Consider the following 20,833-nt stretch of genomic DNA (forward strand, 5'->3'; position numbering starts at 1 on the left):
GGACGGCATGGCCAAGACCAGTACGACGACCCAGGGGCTGCGAGCGGCGATCGAGCGCAGCGGCTACTACCCGGCCCTCGTGGCCGAGGCGGTGGAGGCCGCCGTGGGCGGCGAGCCCGTGCGGTCTTACCTGGTCCACCAGGAGACGACGTTCGACCAGAACGAGGTGCGCCGGCACGTGACCGTGCTGGTGCTCACCGGCAACCGCTTCATCGTCAGCCACACCGACGAGCAGGCCGCCGACGACACCTCCCCGACGCCGTACGCCACGACGTCCACGGAGTCCGTCAAGCTCGGCCGGATCTCGTCCATCGTCGTCAGCCGCGTCGTCGCCAACCCGGAGCAGTACAAGCCGGGCACTCTGCCCCGCGAGATCGTGCTGACCATCGGCTGGGGCGCCGTCTCCCGCCTCGACCTGGAGCCCGCCGCCTGCGGCGACCCCAACTGCGAGGCCGACCACGGCTACACGGGCAGCTCGACGGCCGACGACCTCAGCCTGCGCGTCAGCGAGGCCGGGGACGGCCCCGAGACGGTGCGCCAGGCGCTCACCTTCGCCCAGGCCCTCTCCGAGGCGACCGCGGACTCCGCCCGCTGATGGTGCAGCACACCGCCTGGGACACCCACCCGGAACCGCTCCCCGTCGACTCCGCCCCCGTACCCGAGTACGGCCGGGGCTCCCTCGCCGACCTGCTGCCCACCCTGGCCGCCGGCCTCGGTGTCCCCGGCATGACCGCGGGGATCACCGAACTGACCCCCGCCGACCGCAACTGCGTCTTCCTGATCGACGGCCTCGGCTGGGAGCAGCTGCGCGCGCACCCCGAGGACGCCCCCTTCCTCAGTTCCCTCCTGGGCAGCTCGCGGGGCGGCACGGGGCGCCCGATCACCGCCGGCTACCCGGCGACCACGGCGACCTCCCTCGCCTCCGTGGGCACCGGCCTCCCGCCGGGCGCCCACGGCCTGCCCGGATACACGGTGCGCAATCCCGACACCGGCGCCCTGATGAACCAGCTCCGCTGGCAGCCGTGGACCGCGCCCGGCCCCTGGCAGCCCCACCCCACCGTCTTCGGGCTCGCCCACGAGGCGGGGGTGCACGCGGCCCAGGTCTCCTCGCCCACCTTCGCCAACACCCCGCTGACCAAGGTCGCGCTCAGCGGCGGCGAGTTCCACGGACGCCTGTCCGGCGAGGACCGGATGGACTGCGCCGCCGAGCAGCTGGCCCGCGCTGACCGCGCCCTCGTCTACACCTACTACGCCGAGGTCGACGGCGCCGGCCACCGCTTCGGCGTCGACTCCGACACCTGGCGCGGCCAGCTCGGCCACGTCGACCGGCTCGTCCAGCGCCTCGCCGAGCGGCTGCCGCCGCGCAGTGCCCTGTACGTCACCGCCGACCACGGCATGGTCGACGTGCCGTTCGACGAGGAGCACCGCATCGACTTCGACGAGGACTGGGAGCTGAAGGCGGGCGTCGCCCTCCTGGGCGGCGAGGGCCGCGCCCGCCACGTCTACGCCGTCCCCGGCGCCCACAACGACGTGCTGTTCTGCTGGCGCGAGGTGCTCGGCGAGCAGTTCTGGGTGGCGTCCCGGGACGAGGCGATCGCCGCGGGCTGGTTCGGCCCCCGCATCGACGACCGTGTCTACGACCGCATCGGCGACGTGGTCGCCGCGGCGCGCGACGACGTCCTGGTCATCGCCTCGGAGCGCGAGCCCAAGGAGTCGGCGATGGTCGGCAACCACGGTTCGATGACGCCCGCCGAGCAGCTCGTCCCGCTGCTCGAAGTACGCTCCTGATCCTCTCCGCTCCACCGATCCCGCTGCCGAAAGGTGCCCAACCCCTCATGCCCGAGCTGGTGTTCTTCTCCGGAACGATGGACTGCGGGAAGTCGACACTGGCTCTCCAGATCGAGCACAACCGCTCGGCGCGCGGACTGGCCGGCATGATCTTCACCCGCGACGACCGTGCGGGCGAGGGCAAGCTCTCCTCCCGCCTCGGCCTCGTCACCGACGCGGTCGAGGTCGGGGACGGCCAGGACCTGTACGCCCACGTCGTCGACCACCTCTCGCAGGGCGGCCGGGTGGACTACGTGATCGCGGACGAGGCACAGTTCCTCGCGCCGGACCAGATCGACCAGCTCGCGCGCGTGGTCGACGACCTCGACGTCGACGTGTACGCGTTCGGCATCACCACCGACTTCCGCTCCAAGCTCTTCCCGGGCTCGCAGCGGCTGGTGGAACTCGCCGACCGCGTCGAGGTGCTCCAGGTGGAGGCCCTGTGCTGGTGCGGAGCCCGCGCCACGCACAACGCCCGAACCGTGGGCGGCGTCATGGTCGTCGAGGGCGCCCAGGTGGTCGTCGGGGACGTTGCCCAGTCCCCCGACGAGATCGGCTACGAGGTGCTGTGCCGACGCCACCACCGCAGGCGGATGACGAGCGCGACGGCGCGGGCGGCGGCGCTCTCGCCGGACGTGCTGCCGGTCTCCACCACGTGAGTGCCCAGGCCGGCGCGTGCCGGCCCTGATCAGCCGATGTGCTCGGCCACGATGAGCTGGAACCGCTCGAAGGCCAGCTCCACGGTGTTGTGCCGAGCGTCGACGGTTCCGAGAGAGGTGCCGTTGAACGGGTCGGTCAGGCGGTACCTGCCGCGGCCCAGGCCACGCAGCTCGACCGTCCCGTCCCACCGCCCGGCGTAGAAGGCGTAGTGCAGGGTCGCGCCCTTGGCCACCACGTGCGCCTCGGGCTTGTCGAAACCGATGTCGTACAGCTCGCCCCGGTACTCGCCCGTGGACAGCATGTTCTCCTCGTACAGAATCATCCACCGGCGCCAGAGGGCTTCCCTTTCCGGCGTGAGCACGATCCCGTCGTCCGGGCCCGCGGGGTAGGTGAACTTCGTCGACAGGACGGCTCCCACACCGTAGCTGGAGGCGAAGTCGTCGCCGCCGTCGCTCAGTTCGACGTGGTCGCCGGAGTAGCTGCTGCCCCGGCCCATCAGCGCCTTCATCGTCTTGCCCTTCGTACGGACCTGGTACGACGAGAGCGGGTCCGAGCTCGGGTACTGGTCGACGTAGGGGAGGTTGTGGAAGGCGAAGGCGGTGCCGCAGGGGCAGAGCTCGACCACGGCGTCGCGGTTCGCCTCGTGCGCGGCCTCGTACACCGCCTTCCAGAACTGCGCGAGACCCTCGGTGGATTCCTCGGGGCGGGCATGCCCGTGTGCCGGGTTGTAGCAGGGCGTGACGGCGTTGAGGTGCTGGCCGTCGATCTTGAGCCCTTCGTATCCCCAGTCGCCGATGAACCGCTTCACCTGCCCGACGAAGTAGTCCACCGTCGGCCGGTACGCGGGGCACAGGGTCCAGGCGTCCCACCAGCTCACGCGCTGCTTGTTGCCCTCACGATCCAGCAGGAGCATGTCGGAGCGGTTCTGGTACAGGCTGCTCTCCGGGTCCGCCGCCAGCGGAGCCCACCACAGGCGCGGACGCAGGCCGGCGTCCCGGATCTGCTGGGTGAAGGCCCGCATGTCCCTCGCGCCCCGCGGAAACTTCCGCGGGTCCAGCTCCCAGTCGCCCTCGTTGGTCTGCCAGCCGTCGTCGAGCACCGCCCACTTGAGGCCGACCTCACGCACCTTGGGGAGCGTTTTGACGACCTGCTCGACGGTGAAGTCCCGCTCGTAGCCCCAGGCGCACCACATGGGTTCCAGGGCCGGTCCGGGCGTCCTGGGCGCACGCTGGCCGACGTCGCTCATGTAGTCGCGATAGCGCTGGAGCGGTGCGAAATGGTCGCCCGGCAGGGCGGTCAGGAAGGTGGTGTCGGTGGTCAGGCGCCGCCCCGGCTCCAGGGTCACAGGGGTGTCGCCCTCGACGGCGAGGCTCGCTCCGCCGGCCGTGCTGCGAACCGGCAGGCGCAGCATCCTGGCCACGGGTTCGACGTGTCCGACGGAGAGACCGGCCCCCGGCCGCCACACGGTCGCCAGGGGGGTGCCGCCGCCGTAGTCGGAGGCGTCCATCCCCAGCGAGTTCTCCTGGACGAACCCGTCCGTCATCGGCCGCACCCAGTCGCGACGGTCCTCGTACGTGGTTCCCGAGAAGGTGTGGAAGCCGCCGGGAACCTCCAGGAGTTCGTGGGCCCCGCTGCGCCATCCGGTGACCGCCAGCGGGACACCGGTCCCGTTGGAGTAGGTCACCTTCATCACGATCATCCCGGTCAGGCGCCGGAAGGAAGTCAGCTCCACCGTCTTGCGGACCCCGGCCGCGGACGTGCCCCAGACGGTCACGCTCACGCCCGCGCCGTGCCGGGAATGCCGGGTCCTGCGGGTCTCGTGCCCGCCGTACGTGAACTCCTCGATCGCCCCGCCGTCCACCAGCAGGGCCTCACCGGCGTCGAAGCGGGTGACGTCGACGCCCCGCAACGCCACCCGGCTGCGCAGCCGGTCGTCGAACTCCAGGGTGATGGAGGTGTCGCCGACCCCGACGAGGTCGGGGCCGCGGTGCGGTGCGGCGGCCGCGGGGGTGGCGCCCAGGGCCACCGAGGGGAAGGCGGCCAGGCCGGCACCTCCCAGCGCCACCTTCAGTACGCTGCGCCGGTTCACATCCGTCATGTGGGCCTCTCTCTCGGAGCAGGCTCTGGTCTGTAACCGGCTCCTCGAACGGAGTCGGGACTCCCGTGAGGGCGAGGACGGCGTCATCGGGCTCCGGGTGGCCTGCATCGAGAACGTAAGTGGTATTTGATCGGCATGTCAATGGTCCAAAGGTCCGTCACGGCCCAGGAGTTCACGTCGTGCCGGTAGGGAGGCGAGGGATCCGGATGCCTGCACCGCCGGCCGAACCGGTACGCTTCTGGTATGACCGAAGCGAGTACGCCGATGCCCAGGGGCCTCTTCGCCGACGACGCCCTCCCGCTGTACGAGCGCACGGCCGCGCGGCTCCTCGACGACCTGCGTGCCGCCGCCGCCCGCCCCGGTGACCGGCTGCCCTCCGAGCGGGCTCTGGTCACTCGGTACGCCGTCTCGCGCGTGACCCTGCGAGCCGCGCTCGCCCAGCTGGAGGCGCGGGGCGTCGTGCGGCCGTCGTCCTCGCGCGGGTGGTTCGTCGCCGAACCCGGTCTGTTCCCCGAAGCGGTGACGGCGCCGGCCTCGACCGTTCCCCAGGTCCAGGGATTCGCCGACTACGCCGAGGCCAACGGCCTGACGACGGCCAGCAAGGTGCTCTCCGCCACCGTCCGTCCGGCCACCGTGGCGGAGGCCGAGCAGCTCCGGATCGCCCCGGGCGCCGACCTCTTCGACCTCCACCGGCTGCGCTTCCTGGACGGCCTGCTGGTCGTGCTTGAGCACAACCGGCTGCCACTGTCTGCCTGCCCGGCCCTGGCCGACGCCGACTTCAGCACCGCCTCGCTGTACGCCACCCTGCGTGCCGCCGACCCGCCGCAGCTCCCCAGGGTCGCCGACTACTCGGTCGAAGCCCGCCACCCGACGGCACGGGAGATGGAGCTGCTCGAGATCGGGGCGACCATGCCGATGCTGGTCGCGACCCAGCTGACCTCCAACCAGGACGCCCGCCCGATCGAACTGACCGTCCAGGTCTACCGGGGGGACCGCTACCGGTTCCGGGCCTCCATCACCAACCAGACCTGAACCGACCGGACCTGAGCCGACCGGACCTGAGCCGACCGGACCTGAGCCGACCGGACCTGAACCTGCCCGAGCCGGGCGTCGGAGCAGCCGACGCCCGGCTCGGCGCCGTTTCACCGGACATCAGGGAATACCGGAAGCATACCAATAGAGACTATTGACGGCCGAAAATAAGACCAGTAACGTTCCGCATGAGCTTCGGGCCATCGCGGCAAACGGGCTCAAACTGCACTTCAGTAAGGGGTTGGCGATGCAGAGCCCGTTGGACGAGGTCGTCCGGCGTCAGAAGGCCGGACGACCACAGGGCATCACCTCCGTGTGCTCGGCCCATCCGCTGGTCATCGAGGCGGCCGTGATGCAGGCACGCGAGACCGGTGGTCCGGTACTGGTGGAGGCGACCTCGAACCAGGTCGACCAGTACGGGGGCTACACGGGCCTGCGGCCCGCGGACTTCCGTGACCTCGTGTACGGCATCGCGACGGAACGCGGTCTGCCACTGGACCGCGTCATTCTCGGCGGCGACCATCTCGGACCGAACCGGTGGCAGTCCCTGACGCCCGACGAGGCGATGCGGCAGGCCGATGCCCTGGTCGCGGCCTACGCGGAGGCGGGCTTCACCAAGATCCACCTGGACTGCAGCTTCGCCTGCGCCGGTGACCCCGCCCCGCTGACCGACGACGTGGTCGCCGAACGCGCCGCGCGTCTGATCCGGGTGGCCGAGGACACGGTGGGCCCGGAGCGGGCGGAGCGGATCCGGTATGTGATCGGTACCGAGGTGCCGACGCCCGGCGGCGCGCACGAGACCCTCGGCGCTCTGGTGCCCACCACGGCCGAGGCGGCGCGCACGACCCTGGAGCAGCACCGGAAGGCGTTCGCCCGGCACGGCGTCGAAGGGGTCTGGCCCCGCGTCATGGCCCTGGTGGTGCAGCCGGCCGTGGAGTTCGACCACCTGCGGGTCGTCGACTACCGGCGGGAGGCGACCGAGGAACTGCGCAAGGTCCTCGACGACGAGCCCACCATGGTCTACGAGGCCCACTCGACCGACTACCAGACCGCCGAGGCACTCACCGCGCTGGTCGAGGACCACTGGGCGGTCCTCAAGGTGGGCCCCGGTCTGACCTTCGCCCTGCGCGAGGCGCTGTTCGCCCTCGCCGCGATCGAGGACGAGCTGGTGCCGGCCGGCGAGCGGTCACGGCTTCCCGAGGTCGTCGAGCGGCGGATGCTCGCCGAGCCCGCCCAATGGGAGGGCTACTACCCGGGCGGCGACGCCGAGCAGCGCCTCGCACGCCGCTACAGCTACAGCGACCGGATGCGCTACTACTGGACCGACCCCGAGATCGAAGAGGCCCAGGCCCGCCTACTGGCCAACCTTTCGGCCGCGGCCGTCCCGTTGCCCCTGCTCAGCGCGCACCTTCCGCTCCAGTACGCCCGCGTCCGCCGTGGCGAGCTCGCCGCCCGCCCGCGCGAATTGGCCGTGGACCACGTCCGCGACGTCCTGCGCGACTACGACCGCGCCGCCGACCAGAACCGGAACCAGAACCAGAGGGAGTTCGTGTGACCACGCCCCCCGGCACGCTGCCCGTCGACGACAGCGCTGTCCACACCGTCCGCGAGATCGCCCAGCAGCCCGCCCTGTGGCGGGAGGTCGACCGAATCGTCGGAGCCTCCAGGGAAGCGCTGGACGCGTTCCTGGATCCGCTCGTGGCACGCGGCGACCTGCGCGTGGTGCTCACCGGCGCCGGGACCTCCGCGTTCGCCGGCCAGGTGCTCCAGCCCTCCCTGGCACGGCACCTGGGGCGGCGCGTCGACGCGGTCCCCACCACGGACCTCGTCGCCGACCCCCGCGGGTGCCTCGCCGAGGACCTGCCCACGCTGCTGGTCTCCTTCGCACGGTCGGGTGACAGCCCGGAGTCCGTCGCCGCCACCGCCCTGGCCGACCAGGTCCTCTCCGAGGTGCACCACCTCGTGATCACCTGCAACGAGCAGGGCCGCCTGGCGCGCGAGCACGCGCAGCGGCCGAGGTCGCACGTGCTGCTGATGCCGGCCGCGTCCAACGACCGCGGCTTCGCCATGACGTCGAGCTTCACCTGCATGACGCTCGCGGCCCTGCTCGCCCTGGGCAAGGACGCCCGCGACGGGGTCGCCGAACGCCTGGCACGGGCAGCGGAGTCGATCATCGAGGACGGCGCCGCCGGCCGCACGGCCGGCGCCCTGGTGGACCGCGCACCCGAGCGCATCGTCTTCCTCGGCAGCGGCCCGCTGAAGGGCCTCGCCGAGGAGTCGGCGCTGAAGGTGCTGGAGCTCACCGGCGGGACGCTCATGGCCGTCGCGGAGTCCTCGCTGGGCTTCCGGCACGGTCCCAAGGCGGTGCTCAACGAACGTTCGGTCGCGGTGGTGTACGTGTCGAACGACCCGTACACCCGCCAGTACGACCACGACATCGTCGCGGAGCTGCGCGGAAACCTTCCCGTCGGCAGTGTCGTCGCGGTCTCCGCGGAGACCGGCGCGGGAACGGAGGACGCCGATGCCTGGCCGCTCCCGGGCCTCGGCGACGTCGAGGACGCCGCCCTGGCACTGGCCGCCGTGGTGTACGCCCAGCTCATCGCCCTGCGCGCCTCCCAGGCCCGGGGTCTGCGGCCCGACAACCCGTTCCCCTCGGGTGAGGTCAACCGCGTGGTGCAGGGCGTGACCCTGCACTCCTTGAACGACTGATCGAAGTCAGCGACGGCGCGGATCGAGGGCGCCGGACGGAGGTACGACGATGTTCCTGGGTGTCGACGGCGGCGGTACGAAAACCGCGTTCTGTCTGGTCGACCGGTCCGGACAAGTGGTGGCGCGTGCCCAGGCGGCAAGTTCGTACTACTTCTCCCACGGCATCGAGCTCGTCGAGCGTGTGCTGAGGGAAGGGGTCGACACCGTCTGCGCGACGGCCGAACTGTCCCCGGCCGACATCGAGTACGCCTTCTTCGGCCTGCCCGGTTACGGGGAGGCGGCCCGCGACCTGCCCGTCCTGGACGCGACACCGCGGGCGGTGCTCGGGCACGACCGCTACGCGTGCGACAACGACATGGTCTGCGGCTGGGCGGGTTCGCTGGGCGCGGCCGACGGCATCAACGTCATCAGCGGCACCGGCTCGATGACCTACGGCGAGCGGCAGGGCCGGGGCGTGCGCATCGGCGGCTGGAGCGAGTCGTTCGGCGACGAGGGATCGGCGTACTGGATCGCGATCCGCGGCCTCAACGCCTTCTCCCGGATGAGCGACGGACGGCTCCCCGAGGGGCCCCTGGCCGGGGTGTTCCGAAGCAGGCTCGGCCTGGAGTCCGACCTCGACGTGATCGACGTCGTGCACAACCGGTGGCAGGGCGACCGGGGCCGGATCGCCGCACTGAGCCGCTCGGTGGCCGAGGCGGCAGCATCGGGTGACGAGACCGCCGCGGCGATCCTCGCGGAGGCCGGCCGCGAACTCGCCCTGCTCGTGGAAGCCACCCGCGAACGGCTCGGGTTCGGCCCGGACGAGACCGTGCCCGTCTCCTACTCCGGCGGCACCTTCGGCGCCGCCCCGGTCCTGGAGGCGTTCACCACCGGGCTGCGGAGCCGCTTCGCGGGCTACGAACTGCGACACCCCCTGTACGAGCCCGTCGTGGGCGCTGCCCTGTACGCGGCGAAACTCGCTGGAACCCCGCTCGACCGGCCGGCGCTCGACGCGCTGCGCAGGGCCTCAGGGTCCCCCGCCTCAGGAGAGGACGAACAATGAAGAACGGCACAAGAGGCTGGATCCTGTACGCGTCGCTGCTGGTCCTGTTCTGGGGTGTGTGGGGCGCCTTCTCCAGCGAGCCCAACAGCAGGTACGGCTACCCCAACGAGATGATCTACATCATCTGGGCCTTCACGATGCTCATCCCCGCGTACTTCGCGATGCGCGGCAAGACGTTCGACCGCAGGCCGGTCGCCGCGATGTACGGACTGATCGCGGGCCTGACCGGCGCAGGCGGACAACTGCTGCTGTTCCAGGCGCTCGCCGACGGCCCCGCGTACCTGATCTTCCCCCTGGTGTCCCTGTCCCCGGTGATCACCGTCCTGATGGCGACGGTGCTGCTGCGGGAGCGGATCACCCGGCTCGCCGTCGTGGGCGTGGTCGCGGCGCTGGTGGCGATCGTGCTGCTCAGCATCCCCAGCGGCGGGGGCGACTCGGACGCGCACGGCCCGTGGCTGCCGATGGCGATCCTGATCTGCGTCGCCTGGGGTGTGCAGGCGTTCTGCATGCGCAAGGCCGCACTCGTCGGGGTCAACGACGCGACCACCTTCGGGTGGATGACCATCAGCGGACTGCTGCTGGTTCCGGTGGCGTTCGCGATCATGGGCGACTTCCCGTCCGGGGCTCCCTGGCAGGCGCCGGCGCTCACCGCGGTGACCCAGGTCCTCAACGCGGTCGGCGCGCTGTTCCTGGTCATGGCGTTCAGCCGGGGCAAGGCCACCGTGGTCGCCCCCATCACCAACGCACTCGCCCCGGTTCTCACCATCGTGCTGTCCCTGGCGGTCTACCAGACGCTGCCCAGCGTGTGGGGCGCCCTGGGCATCGTGCTCGCCCTCGCGGGTTCGACGCTGATGGTCTACAGCGACGAGAAGAGCGGCGAGAGTTCCGTGGCACCAGCTGTGGCGGACGGCGACGTGAGTTCCGTCGGACGCTAGTCCCGAACACCCACCAACCCGCACCGGCCGGTGCACCCGTACCGGCCGGTGCGGACGGCAACCGCCGTACCGGCCGGACCGACCGACCGTAGAAGCAACACGAAAGCGAGGGGAACACCCCCATGCCCCTGGTTCCCACGCGCGAGCTCGTCGCGAAGGCCGCCGTCGCAGGCCGGGCCGTCGCGGCGTTCAACGTGATCACGCTGGAGCACGCCGAGGCGATCACCTCTGGTGCGGAGGCCGCGGGCGCCCCCGTGATCCTGCAGATCAGCGAGAACGCCGTGCGGTTCCACGGCGGCCGGGTGGAGCCGATCGCGCGGGCCGCGGCAGAGGTCGGCAAGGCCTGTGACGTCGACGTCGCACTGCACCTCGACCATGTGACGGACCCGCGGCTGCTGCGCGGGGCGGCCGACGCGGGGTTCTCCTCCGTGATGTTCGACGCCGGGGCGCAGCCCTACGCCGAGAACCTCGCCGCCACCCGCGCCGCGGCGCAGTGGGCCCACGGCGCGGGCCTGTGGCTGGAGGCCGAACTCGGGTACGTGGGGGGCAAACCCGACGCCCCCGCGAGCGCCCACGCGGCCGGGGTGCGCACCGACCCGCAGGAAGCGGCGCGCTACGTGGCGGACACCGGCGTGGACGCGCTGGCCGTCGCCGTCGGCAGCAGCCACGCGATGACCGAACGCTCCGCGTCCCTGGACCACGCACTGATCGGACGACTCCGGGAGGCCGTGCCGGTGCCCCTGGTACTGCACGGTTCGTCGGGAGTCGGGGACGACGAACTGCGGCGGGCCGTCCGGGCGGGCATCGTGAAGGTCAACGTCGGCACCGCCCTCAACATCGCCTTCACCGGCGCGGTCCGCGAGACGCTGGCGGCGCGCCCCGACCTGACGGACCCCCGCCCCTACGTCGCCCGCGGCCGGGAGGCCATGGCGGAGACGGTACGTGCCCTTCTCGGGGTGGTGAGCGGCCGAGTGGACGTGTGAGGGGCCGTCACAAACCAGGCCCCTGCCCTGTCTTGGAGAGAGAGGGACGGAGTGACCGAACTCGTCACCCCGTCGATGACCATGGTCGACGCTCTCCAGAAGGACGACAACATGAACCGGACCGACATCGCACACCCCGACGCACCGAGGCTCGACGAGGCGGTTCCGTCGCGCTACGCACTGAAGGTCGGCGAGATCGACGTGACGGTGATCAGCGACGGGGTGCTCTCGATCAACCCCGCGACACTGGCCACCAACGCCGACCAGGCCGAGCTGTCCGCCTGGCTCAGCGACAACTTCCTGCCGCCCGAGGTGATCGACTACCCGCTGAACGTGGCCGTGGTGCGCAGCGGGGGCCGGACCATCCTCGTCGACTCCGGGCTGGGTACGGAGTTCCCGGGCTTCCCCCGGGCAGGGCAGCTGGCCATGAGGCTGGACGCGGCCGGGATCGACCCCGCGTCCGTGACCGACGTGGTGCTCACCCACCTGCACATGGACCACATCGGCGGGCTGCTCGTCGAGGGCCTGCGGGGCCGGCTGCGCACGGACCTGCGGGTCCACCTGGCGGCCGCCGAGGCCGAGTTCTGGCAGGCACCCGACTTCTCCCGCACGGCCATGCCGGCACAGGTGCCCGAGACGCTCCGCAAGACCGCCTCGCGGTTCCTGGACGTGTACCGCGGCCAGCTGCGTCCGTTCGAGACGGAGTTCGAGGTGGCGCCGGGTGTGCTGATCAGGCGCACCGGTGGGCACACCCCCGGCCACAGCATCATCCGCCTGGAGTCGGGCGGAGAGCGGCTGACGTTCGCGGGCGACGCCGTGTTCCAGTGCGGGTTCGACCAGCCCGGCTGGTTCAACGGCTTCGAACACGACCCCGAGGAGTCCGCCCGGGTCAGGATCCGGCTCCTGACGGAGATGGCGGCGAGCGGCGAGCACCTGATGGCCACCCACCTGCCGTTCCCGTCCGTCTGCCATGTGGCGGCCGCCGGCAACGCCTTCCGTTTCGTGCCGACCGTCTGGGACTACTGAGCCTCGCGGTGTCGCCGCTCGCGTGAGAGGAGGGGCCCGGGGTCGGGGCGTCAGTGTCGCACCGCGAGCAGTGCGAACCGCGCCCCCTCCGGATCCGCCACCGTGGCCACCCGGCCGTGCGGCGTGTCGTCGGCCGGGGAGAGGACATGCCCGCCGAGCTCGACGAGGCGCGCCGCGGACTCGTCCGTGTCGGCCACCTCGAAGTACGTCATCCAGTGCGGCCCCCGGTCGCGCGGCAGGGCCTCACCGGTGCCGTGGATGCCGGCGACGGGGCGGCCGTCGAGGTGGAGCGTCACGTAGTCGCGACCGGGGGAGGCATCCGGGACCGGTTCGAAGCCGAAGACCGTCTCGTAGAACTTGGCGACCCTCGCCGTCTCGTAGGTCAGCAGCTCGTTCCACACCGGTGTGCCGGGGACTCCGGCGACGGCCGTGCCCAGGTGGGCGGCCGCCTGCCAGATGCCGAAGACGGCGCCGGCCGGGTCGGAGCCCAGGGCCATGCGGCCGGCCTCGCCCGCGTCCAGGGGGCCGACGCCCACCGTGCCACCGCACAGACGCACCGTTTCGGCCGTCCGGTTGACGTCGTCGGAGGCGAAGTACGGCGTCCAGGCGGTGGGCAGTTGCCGGTCCGGGGGCAGCTGCCCGATGCCGGCCACCTCCCGCCCGATGAGCAGCGCCCGCGCGTAGGGGCCCAGTTGCTGGGGTCCTGGCCGGAACTCCCAGCCGAACAGGGCGCCATAGAAGTCGTGGGTGGCGGCCGGTCCGTGCACCATCAGACTCACCCAGCAGGGCGTGCCGGGCGCGCGTCGGGCGTTCGTCTCGCCGAACCGGCTGTCCGATCCCCGTGCGTCGGTCATCGTCACCCTCTTCTCGGCCCTCCGCGGGCCGTGCGTCCGCTTCCGCTCCGACGGGCCTCGGCACCGGCACCGGGATCCGGTGCGTGCTTCGGGCGTGCTCGCGCTCGTGGGGCAGCCCGCCTGCCCGAGCAGTACAGCATGTGGCCGAACCCGTACGCCTCGTGACCGGTACTGTCCGGCGGGCAGAGTAGCCCGACAACGACGCCTCGGCCACTCGGTACGTCAGGATGGGGCCATGAACGCCATCATCTCCGCATCCGAACTCGTCGACGAACTGGCGGGCGCCAATCCGCCCGTCCTGCTCGACGTCCGCTGGCAGCTGAGCACGGCGAAGGCGGCCGGTGCCCCGCCGTTCGACGGCCGGGCCGAGTACGCGGCCGGGCATCTGCCCGGTGCGGTCTACGTCGACCTGGACCGCGAACTCGCCTCCGCGCCCGGCGTGAACGGCCGACATCCGTTGCCCGAGGTGGGGGAGTTCGGCGCGGCGATGCGCCGGGCGGGCGTGTCGCACGGGCGGCCGGTCGTGGTCTACGACGGCGGGCAGGGGTGGGCGGCGGCCCGCGCCTGGTGGCTGCTGCGCTGGACGGGTCACCCGAACGTGCGGGTCCTCGACGGCGGGTTGCCGTCCTGGGAGGTGCCGCTGTCGACGGACGTGCCGGCGCCCGCGGCGGGCGACTTCACGCCCGCGCCGGGCGCGACGGGGCTGCTGGACGCGGACGGGGCGGCCGCGCTGGCCCGGTCCGGGGTGCTGTTCGACGCCCGCGCGGGGGAGCGTTACCGGGGCGAGGTCGAGCCGATCGATCCGGTTGGTGGCCACATCCCGGGCGCGCTGTCCGCACCGACGACCGACAACGTGGCCCCTGACGGGCACTTCCTGCCCGCCGAGGAACTCCGGGCACGCTTCAAGACCCTCGGCGCCACGGAGGACGGCGCGGTCGGGGTGTACTGCGGCTCGGGCGTGTCCGGCGCTCACGAGGTGCTCGCCCTGGCGGTGGCGGGAATCCCGGCGGCGCTGTACGTGGGCTCCTGGTCCGAGTGGTCCTCGGACCCGGCCCGGCCGGTCGCGGTGGGGCCGGACCCGCAGTAGGAGGTGCGCTGCGCGGGGGCGGCGGTCTCGCGCGCAGGAGACCCGGGTCACCGCGCAGGGGTCCCCTGATGCGGCAGGGGGCGCGCCCGCGCGGACGACGGCCGGTCCGGTGGACCGGTCCGGTGGATGGGCCCCCGCATCCACGGTGGGGCAGCGCCCGTACGAGGGCCGCACCCGCAGGGGTCGGCCGGTCCGGCGGCAGAGCGCGCGTCCCGGGCGGGGCGACGCATGCACGGGACGGGGGTTGCGCACGCGGGCGCGTCCGCGGCAAGGACGCACGCGCACTGGGCCGTTGACACGCGGTCGGGGCCGCACCCACCCGGGTGCGGCCCCGACCGCGGTCACGTCATCCCGCGAGGACCGGACTAATCCTGCTTCTTGCGCCGCGTGCCGAACACGATCTCGTCCCAGCTCGGCACCGCCGCCCGGCGGCCCGGCCGGACGCCGTCGGCCTCGGCCTGGCGGTCGGTGGAGCCGGTGAGGCGGTCGCGGTGGCTGGCCACCGAGCGCGGCATGAGCACGTCGGCATAGGCGGAACCGGCCGACGCCGCGGGCGCGGGCGGCTCCTCCACCTCGGGTTCCTCGACGGGCTCCTCCACCGGCTCCGGAGCGCGCTCGGGCACCACCAGGTCACCACGGAAGCTCGGCACGGCCTCCAGCAGGCTGGTGAGCGAGTCGCGTTCGCGCTCGGCCGAGGCGGTGGCCGCGGTGTCGTCGGCCGGCTCGGACGGCGGCGGGGGCAGGCTCGGCCGCTCCCGCTGCTCCCGGTCGAGGGTGCGGTCCAGCGGCCGGTCGCGCGGCAGTCGGGCGATGCGCGGCACGAACGGGAAGCTGGGCTCGGGCGCGGCGAGGTCGTCGGACTCCCCGATCAGCGCGCGTGCCTCCGCGTCGACGGCCTGGACGAGCCGCCGGGGCGGGTCGTACGTCCAGCTCGCCGAGTGCGGTTCGCCCGCGACCAGGTAGACCAGCAGGACCTCCCAGGTGCCGTCGTCGCGGCGCCAGGAGTCCCACTGCACGGTGTCCTTGTCGGCGCCGCGCAGCAGCAGCCGCTCCTGGACGGCCTCGCCGAGGGGCGGCCCCGAGTTCTCGCCGGGACGGCGGACGGGCGTCTTGCGGGCCCGCTCCGCCATGAAGGCGCGCTCGGCCAGCACGGGGCCCTCGAAGCGCCGTACGCGATCGACGGGGATGCCGGCCATCTGGGCGACCTCTTCCGCGGTCGCACCGGCACGTATACGCGCCTGGATGTCACGGGGGCGGAGATGGCTCTCCACCTCGATCTCGATCTGGCCGAGGCGGGGACGGTCGCCGCGCACGGCGGCACGGAGCCGCTCATCGATCGGAAGCGTGTACTCCGTGCTGTCCGCAGCCTTCAGCACCAGCCGTGTGCCGTCATTCGAGACGGCCACGACACGCAGTTCGGGCATGGGGACCTCCCGGGTGGTGCCTGCCGACGTCACGTGCGTCGCTGCTTCCGCTCTGTCGAGTGTGGCCTGCCCGGGTGCAGCCTGCCACAACCTTGCCGAGTTGCCCGGCGTGTCGGGCGCGGGCCCTGGATCGCCGTTATGGCACGGTTATCTGTTCGCAACGCTAAGTGACCAACCTCGTCACCCTGTGCAACTAGCCCCCTCCCGGCGGTCCTTCAAGGTGCCGGACCCCCTGTCGGGAGACCAGCTCCAGGGCTCGCAACAGTACTCCATTCGGACCACGTACGTGGATCGGCGCGCCGCCCAACTTCTGGCAAGAGGTGACGCTCGGCCCCTCCTGGCGCGATTTCCGCGATCTTGGGCGTGGCGTACTTCACGCAATCACCAGAAACGGAACTAGTGGCTTCGGTCGCACGTCCCTTTCTCATGCAGTTGATCGATCCCGTACGGGAAAGGCAGGCAAGGTCCGGCGATGCGTGAAAGGTCCGATGACACGGGTGAGGTGGACGTGCGTTCGAAGGGGGAGTCCAGGCGCATCGATCTGAGCGTCCCCCAAGTCGCGGGCAGCGCCCTGGCCGCGGTGGTGGCCGCCAAACTCGCCTCCTCCTTCGGCGTCTACGGCACGATCGTCGGAGCCGGTCTGATCAGTGTCGTCGCGACCTGCGGGGGCTCGGTGCTCCAGCACTTCTTCAAGCGCACCGGGGAGCAGATCCGGGTGAAGCGCACCGTCGCCACCGTGCGGATCGGCGGGCGGACCGCCTCGGTTCCGGTCGCGGCGCCGAACCCTGCCCCTGCCCCTGCCCCTGCCCCTGCCCCTGCCCCGGCTTCGGCTTCGGCTTCGGCTTCGGCTTCGGGAGAGTTCACCGAGGGCACCGTCTACCGCGCGCGGACCAAGGGCCGGCGCCGCCCGCTGGTCGCGGCGGCCCTCGTCTTCGGCGTCACCATGGCCGGGATCACGGTGTACGAGGTCGCCTCCGGCCAGAACCTGAGCGGCGGCCACAGCACCACCGTCGGCAGCGCCGTCACCGGCCACAACGAGTCCGCGGCCGATTCGGGGGAGTTCGGGGAGTCCGGTGGCGCCGAAGACCCGCAGGACGGCCGGGACTCCGGGGGCTCCGGTGACTCGGGCGACGCGAAGGACTCCGGTTCCGGGAACGACGCCCCGGCGCCCACCCCCTCCGGGACCCCGGACAAAACCGCCGGGAGCCCGTCGTCCGACGGCGGTTCGACGGAGGGCGGCGGTACGGGGTCCAGCCCGGCGCCCACCCCGGACGCGACCGGCGACGAGAGTGCCGGCGGCACCGGAGCCCCCGACCCGGACGCCTCGGCTACGGCCCCAGGACCCGGCGCAAGTAGTCGTTCCGGAACAGGCGGTCAGGGTCAAGACGGTCCCGCAGCGCCGTGAACTCGCCGAAGCGCGGATACACCCGGGAGAAGTACCCGGCGTCCCGGGTGTGCACCTTGCCCCAGTGCGGCCGGCCCTCGTACGCCGTGAAGATGCGCTCGGCGGCGGTGAAGTACGCCTGGTAGGGCGTGCCCCGGAACATGTGCACGGCGATGTACGCGCTGTCGCGGCCCGACGCGGTGGACAGCGTGATGTCGTCGGCCGGGGCCGTGCGCACCTCGACCGGGAAGCTGATCCGCAGCCGTGACCGGTCGACCATCGTCCTCAGTTCGCGCAGCACCTCGACGACGGCCTCGCGCGCAACGGCGTACTCCATCTCCACGAACCGCACCCGGCGCGGGGATGTGAAGACCTTGTAGGGGGTGTCCGTGTACGTCCGCGCGGAGAGTGCCCGGCTGGAGATGCGGGCGATCGCGGGGATGGTGGCGGGTGCCGCGCGGCCGACCCAGTTGGCCGCCTGGAAGACGCCGTTGGAAAGGAACTCGTCGTCCAGCCAGCCCTGGAACCGCCCCACCGGCCGCTCCGGACCGGCGCTGCGGTTGTTGCGTTTGGTGTTGGTGCTGTTGGTGTGCGGGAACCAGTAGAACTCGAAGTGCTCGTTCTCCGACCACATCGCGTCGAAGTCGGCCAGGACCCGGTCCAACGGCATCGGTTCCTCGCGGGCCGTGAGCAGGAAGACCGGCTCCACGGCGAAGGTGATCGCGGTGACGACCCCCAGTGCGCCGAGACCGATCCGGGCGGCGGCGAACACCTCGGGGTTCTCGTCCTCGGAGCAGGTCAGCACCGAGCCGTCCGCCGTGACCAGTTCCAGGCCCCGGATCTGGGCGGCGATCGAGGCCGAGTCGCGGCCGGTGCCGTGGGTGCCGGTGCTGGTGGCCCCGGAGACGGTCTGCTCCATGATGTCGCCCATGTTGGTCAGCGACAGACCCTCACGCGCGAGCGCCATGTTGAGCCTCTTGAGCGGGGTGCCTGCCTCGACCGTGACCGTCATGGCGTCGCGATCAATGCTGCGGATGCCCGTCAACAGTTGAGGCCGGATCAACACACCGTCCGTCGCGGCTATCGACGTGAACGAGTGCCCGGTGCCGACCGCCTTGACCCGCAGCCCGTCCTCGGCCGCCCGGCGGACGGCGTCGGCCAGTTCGTCGACGGAGGCGGGAGTGACCTCCCGCGTGGGGCGCGCCGAGACGTTGCCGCCCCAGTTACGCCATGTGCCGTTCCGGCCGCTCGTCCTGCCACTCGCCGTGCGTGTGCCGCTCAACGGTCCCTCCCCGACGCGGTTCCGGCCGCTTGAGCCGGCGGTACCCGAGGAAACCGACCGCGACCGCGACGGCCCCGGCCACCGCCGGAACCCCGTACCCGGCACGCGCCCCGGAGGCGTCGATCACCCAGCCGCCCGCGGAGGAGCCGAGCGCGACCCCCACCGCGAGTCCGGTACTCACCCAGGTCATGCCCTCGGTGAGCTGCGTGCGTGGTACGTGCTCTTCGATGAGGGACATGGTCGTGATCATCGTGGGAGCGATGGACAGACCCGCAACGAACAGCGCCGCGGCCAGAAACGGCAAGCTTCCGACCAGTAGGAGGGGGATCATACTCACGGCCATCGCACACACGCCCAGGAGCCAGCGGCGCTCCGGCGGTCCGGCGAGGCGCAGCAGCCCGAAAATCATGGCGGCCGTGCACGACCCCGCCGCGTAGAGGGCGAGGACGAGGCTGGCGGCGGCCTTGTGCCCCTGCTCCTCGGCGAACGCCACCGTGACCACGTCGACGGCCCCGAAGATGGTCCCCGTGGCCGCGAAGGTGCCGACCAGAACCTGGAGCCCCCGGGAGCGCAGCGCCGTGCCGCCGCCCTTGTGCTCGCGCGGGTGCGGTTCCGGCTCGGTGGCGCGCTGCGAGGTCAGCCAGAAGACGCCCGTCGCCAGGAAGCAGGCGGCGAGCAGCGGCCCGGCCTCCGGGAACCATGCCGTGGACAGGCCGATGGAGATGATCGGGCCGAAGATGAAGCAGACCTCGTCCACCACGGACTCGAAGGAGTACGCGGTGTGCAGTTGCGGTGTGCCCCGGTACAGGGCAGCCCAGCGGGCCCGGACCATCGCGCCGAGGCTCGGCACGCAGCCGATGCCGACGCAGGCCGCGAACAGCACCCAGTCCGGCCATCCGTAGTGCGCGGCGGGCAGCAGCACCGCCGCCGCGGTCAGTGACACCAGGGTCGCCGGGCGCAGCACCCGGCGCTGGCCGTACCGGTCCACCAGACGGGAGACCTGCGGTCCGGCCACCGCGGCGGCCAGCGCGATGGTGGCCGACAGGGCCCCGGCCAGTCCGTACCGCCCGGTGAGCTGCGAGATCATCGTCACCACGCCGATGCCCATCATCGACAGCGGCATCCGGCCGAGGAAGCCCGCGGCGGAGAAGCCCTTGGTGCCGGGCGCGGCGAACAGGGCGCGGTAGGGACTTGCCAACGAGGTCTCCGGAAGCGGCTCGGTTACGGCTCGGTAAGGTGCGACCGCAGTCGATACAGCTTACTCGCCCGCATGTTCGGAAACATCCCTCGCATCGTGGTGAAACGCGCGGCCGGTACCCACCGTTTCCCCGCTGTCAGTGCCGGGTGGCAGGATCGGAGCATGCCAGACGTGCTCGATGCCAGCCCCTACGACGCCCTGCTCCTCCTCTCGTTCGGCGGCCCCGAGGGCCCGGACGACGTGGTCCCGTTCCTGGAGAACGTGACGCGGGGGCGCGGCATCCCCAAGGAACGCCTGAAGGAAGTCGGGCAGCACTACTTCCTCTTCGGCGGGGTCAGCCCCATCAACGACCAGAACCGCGCGCTGCTGGACGCCCTGCGCAAGGACTTCGCCGAGCACGGCCTGGACCTGCCGGTCTACTGGGGCAACCGCAACTGGGCGCCGTACCTGACGGACACCCTGCGCGAGATGGCCGGTGACGGCCGCCGCCGCATCCTGGTGCTCGCCACCAGCGCCTACGCCTCCTATTCGGGCTGCCGCCAGTACCGGGAGAACCTCGCGGACGCGCTCGCCGCCCTCGAGGCCGAGGGCCTGGAGCTGCCGAAGATCGACAAGCTCCGGCACTACTTCAACCACCCAGGCTTCGTCGAGCCCATGGTCGACGGGGTCGTCCGCTCGCTCGCCGAGCTGCCCGAAGAGGTCCGGGACGGCGCGCACATCGCGTTCTGCACCCACTCGATCCCCACCTCCGCCGCCGACACGTCCGGCCCGGTCGAGGAGCACGGCGACGGCGGGGCGTACGTGCGCCAGCACCTGGACGTGGCGCGGCTGGTCGCCGACGCCGTGCGCGAGCGCACCGGCGTCGACCACCCCTGGCAGCTCGTCTACCAGTCGCGCTCGGGCGCCCCGCACATCCCCTGGCTGGAGCCCGACATCTGCGACCACCTGGGGGAGCGGCAGGCGGCCGGTGTCCCCGCGGTGGTCATGGCCCCCATCGGGTTCGTCTCCGACCACATGGAGGTCCTGTACGACCTCGACACGGAGGCCACCGCCAAGGCCGAGGAGCTGGGGCTGCCGGTGCGCCGCTCGGCCACCGTGGGTGCCGACCCGCGGTTCGCCGCGGCCGTCCGCGACCTGGTTCTGGAGCGGGCGGGCGACGAGCGCGGGCTGGAGGTCTCGCCCTGCGCCCTGGGCACGCTCGGCGCGAGCCACAACCTGTGCCCGCTCGGCTGCTGCCCCGCCCGTGCCCCCCGGCCCGCCGCCGCGGGCGCCGACAGCCCCTACGCGTGAGG

Annotated in this window: 18 protein-coding genes; 13 read left to right on the top strand and 5 right to left on the bottom strand. The window is 72.1% G+C overall.

Going from position 1 to position 20,833, the window contains the following annotated elements; translation table 11 throughout:
• Nucleotides 1-7 precede the first annotated feature (7 nt).
• Genes C4J65_RS26165 through C4J65_RS26175 form a run of 3 tightly spaced genes read left to right on the top strand, consistent with a single transcriptional unit; the run spans nucleotide 8 to nucleotide 2,486 of the window.
• Nucleotides 8-595, top strand: a complete 588-nt coding sequence (locus C4J65_RS26165; protein ID WP_011030492.1) for a DUF5998 family protein — start codon at nucleotides 8-10, stop codon at nucleotides 593-595.
• The gene (locus tag C4J65_RS26170) at nucleotides 595-1,788 is read left to right on the top strand and encodes a nucleotide pyrophosphatase/phosphodiesterase family protein (protein WP_115744594.1); all 1,194 of its coding nucleotides are present in this window, start codon (nucleotides 595-597) and stop codon (nucleotides 1,786-1,788) included. Before C4J65_RS26165 ends, C4J65_RS26170 begins: the two co-directional genes overlap by 1 nt.
• A gap of 47 nt (nucleotides 1,789-1,835) precedes the next feature.
• Entirely contained in the window at nucleotides 1,836-2,486 is a 651-nt protein-coding gene (locus C4J65_RS26175; RefSeq protein WP_115744595.1) for a thymidine kinase, read from the top strand.
• A gap of 29 nt (nucleotides 2,487-2,515) precedes the next feature.
• Here C4J65_RS26175 and C4J65_RS26180 read toward each other — a convergent pair whose 3' ends face one another.
• Nucleotides 2,516-4,585 carry a glycoside hydrolase family 36 protein gene (locus C4J65_RS26180; RefSeq protein ID WP_115744596.1) on the bottom strand — a complete coding sequence of 690 codons (2,070 nt, stop codon included), beginning with the start codon at nucleotides 4,583-4,585 and terminating at the stop codon, nucleotides 2,516-2,518.
• A gap of 243 nt (nucleotides 4,586-4,828) precedes the next feature.
• Between C4J65_RS26180 and C4J65_RS26185 the strand changes: the two genes are divergently transcribed.
• The 7 genes from C4J65_RS26185 to C4J65_RS26215 all read left to right on the top strand — a co-directional run bounded on the left by C4J65_RS26185 (nucleotide 4,829) and on the right by C4J65_RS26215 (nucleotide 12,312).
• Nucleotides 4,829-5,617, top strand: a complete 789-nt coding sequence (locus C4J65_RS26185; protein ID WP_162833355.1) for a GntR family transcriptional regulator — start codon at nucleotides 4,829-4,831, stop codon at nucleotides 5,615-5,617.
• Between the two features lie 247 nt (nucleotides 5,618-5,864).
• Complete coding sequence (locus C4J65_RS26190; protein WP_115744598.1) at nucleotides 5,865-7,172, top strand: D-tagatose-bisphosphate aldolase, class II, non-catalytic subunit; 1,308 nt, start codon at nucleotides 5,865-5,867, stop codon at nucleotides 7,170-7,172.
• Entirely contained in the window at nucleotides 7,169-8,326 is a 1,158-nt protein-coding gene (locus C4J65_RS26195) for an SIS domain-containing protein (RefSeq protein ID WP_115744599.1), read from the top strand. Before C4J65_RS26190 ends, C4J65_RS26195 begins: the two co-directional genes overlap by 4 nt.
• A 49-nt stretch (nucleotides 8,327-8,375) precedes the next feature.
• The gene (locus C4J65_RS26200) at nucleotides 8,376-9,368 is read left to right on the top strand and encodes a BadF/BadG/BcrA/BcrD ATPase family protein (RefSeq protein WP_115744600.1); all 993 of its coding nucleotides are present in this window, start codon (nucleotides 8,376-8,378) and stop codon (nucleotides 9,366-9,368) included.
• Complete coding sequence (locus tag C4J65_RS26205; RefSeq protein ID WP_115744601.1) at nucleotides 9,365-10,303, top strand: DMT family transporter; 939 nt, start codon at nucleotides 9,365-9,367, stop codon at nucleotides 10,301-10,303. Before C4J65_RS26200 ends, C4J65_RS26205 begins: the two co-directional genes overlap by 4 nt.
• A gap of 122 nt (nucleotides 10,304-10,425) precedes the next feature.
• Complete coding sequence (locus C4J65_RS26210) at nucleotides 10,426-11,286, top strand: class II fructose-bisphosphate aldolase (RefSeq protein WP_115744602.1); 861 nt, start codon at nucleotides 10,426-10,428, stop codon at nucleotides 11,284-11,286.
• Between the two features lie 51 nt (nucleotides 11,287-11,337).
• The gene (locus C4J65_RS26215; protein ID WP_240330508.1) at nucleotides 11,338-12,312 is read left to right on the top strand and encodes an MBL fold metallo-hydrolase; all 975 of its coding nucleotides are present in this window, start codon (nucleotides 11,338-11,340) and stop codon (nucleotides 12,310-12,312) included.
• Nucleotides 12,313-12,362: 50 nt separating this feature from the next.
• Here C4J65_RS26215 and C4J65_RS26220 read toward each other — a convergent pair whose 3' ends face one another.
• Nucleotides 12,363-13,166 (bottom strand): VOC family protein, encoded by an 804-nt coding sequence (locus tag C4J65_RS26220; RefSeq protein ID WP_115744603.1) that lies wholly within the window; start codon nucleotides 13,164-13,166, stop codon nucleotides 12,363-12,365.
• A 235-nt stretch (nucleotides 13,167-13,401) separates the two neighbouring features.
• Between C4J65_RS26220 and C4J65_RS26225 the strand changes: the two genes are divergently transcribed.
• Nucleotides 13,402-14,253: a sulfurtransferase gene (locus tag C4J65_RS26225; protein WP_115744604.1), complete on the top strand. Its 852-nt coding sequence runs from the start codon at nucleotides 13,402-13,404 to the stop codon at nucleotides 14,251-14,253.
• A 365-nt stretch (nucleotides 14,254-14,618) separates the two neighbouring features.
• Here the strand turns inward: C4J65_RS26225 and sepH are convergent, their stop codons facing one another.
• A complete protein-coding gene (gene sepH / locus C4J65_RS26230) occupies nucleotides 14,619-15,677 on the bottom strand; it encodes a septation protein SepH (RefSeq protein ID WP_115744605.1) in 1,059 nt (352 codons plus the stop codon).
• A 472-nt stretch (nucleotides 15,678-16,149) separates the two neighbouring features.
• Here sepH and C4J65_RS26235 point away from each other — a divergent pair, with 472 nt between their 5' ends.
• Nucleotides 16,150-17,082 (top strand): hypothetical protein, encoded by a 933-nt coding sequence (locus C4J65_RS26235; protein ID WP_115744606.1) that lies wholly within the window; start codon nucleotides 16,150-16,152, stop codon nucleotides 17,080-17,082.
• Here C4J65_RS26235 and C4J65_RS26240 read toward each other — a convergent pair.
• Nucleotides 17,006-18,343, bottom strand: coding sequence for a D-arabinono-1,4-lactone oxidase (locus C4J65_RS26240; protein ID WP_115744607.1), 1,338 nt, complete (start codon nucleotides 18,341-18,343; stop codon nucleotides 17,006-17,008). The two genes, C4J65_RS26235 and C4J65_RS26240, sit on opposite strands and share 77 nt — an antisense overlap.
• The gene (locus C4J65_RS26245; protein WP_115744608.1) at nucleotides 18,285-19,541 is read right to left on the bottom strand and encodes an MFS transporter; all 1,257 of its coding nucleotides are present in this window, start codon (nucleotides 19,539-19,541) and stop codon (nucleotides 18,285-18,287) included. Before C4J65_RS26245 ends, C4J65_RS26240 begins: the two co-directional genes overlap by 59 nt.
• Before the next feature lie 162 nt (nucleotides 19,542-19,703).
• Between C4J65_RS26245 and C4J65_RS26250 the strand changes: the two genes are divergently transcribed.
• Nucleotides 19,704-20,831 carry a ferrochelatase gene (locus C4J65_RS26250; RefSeq protein WP_115744609.1) on the top strand — a complete coding sequence of 376 codons (1,128 nt, stop codon included), beginning with the start codon at nucleotides 19,704-19,706 and terminating at the stop codon, nucleotides 20,829-20,831.
• Nucleotides 20,832-20,833: the final 2 nt, after the last annotated feature.

Origin of the sequence: Streptomyces sp. CB09001, assembly GCF_003369795.1 — a bacterium.
GTDB lineage: Bacteria > Actinomycetota > Actinomycetes > Streptomycetales > Streptomycetaceae > Streptomyces.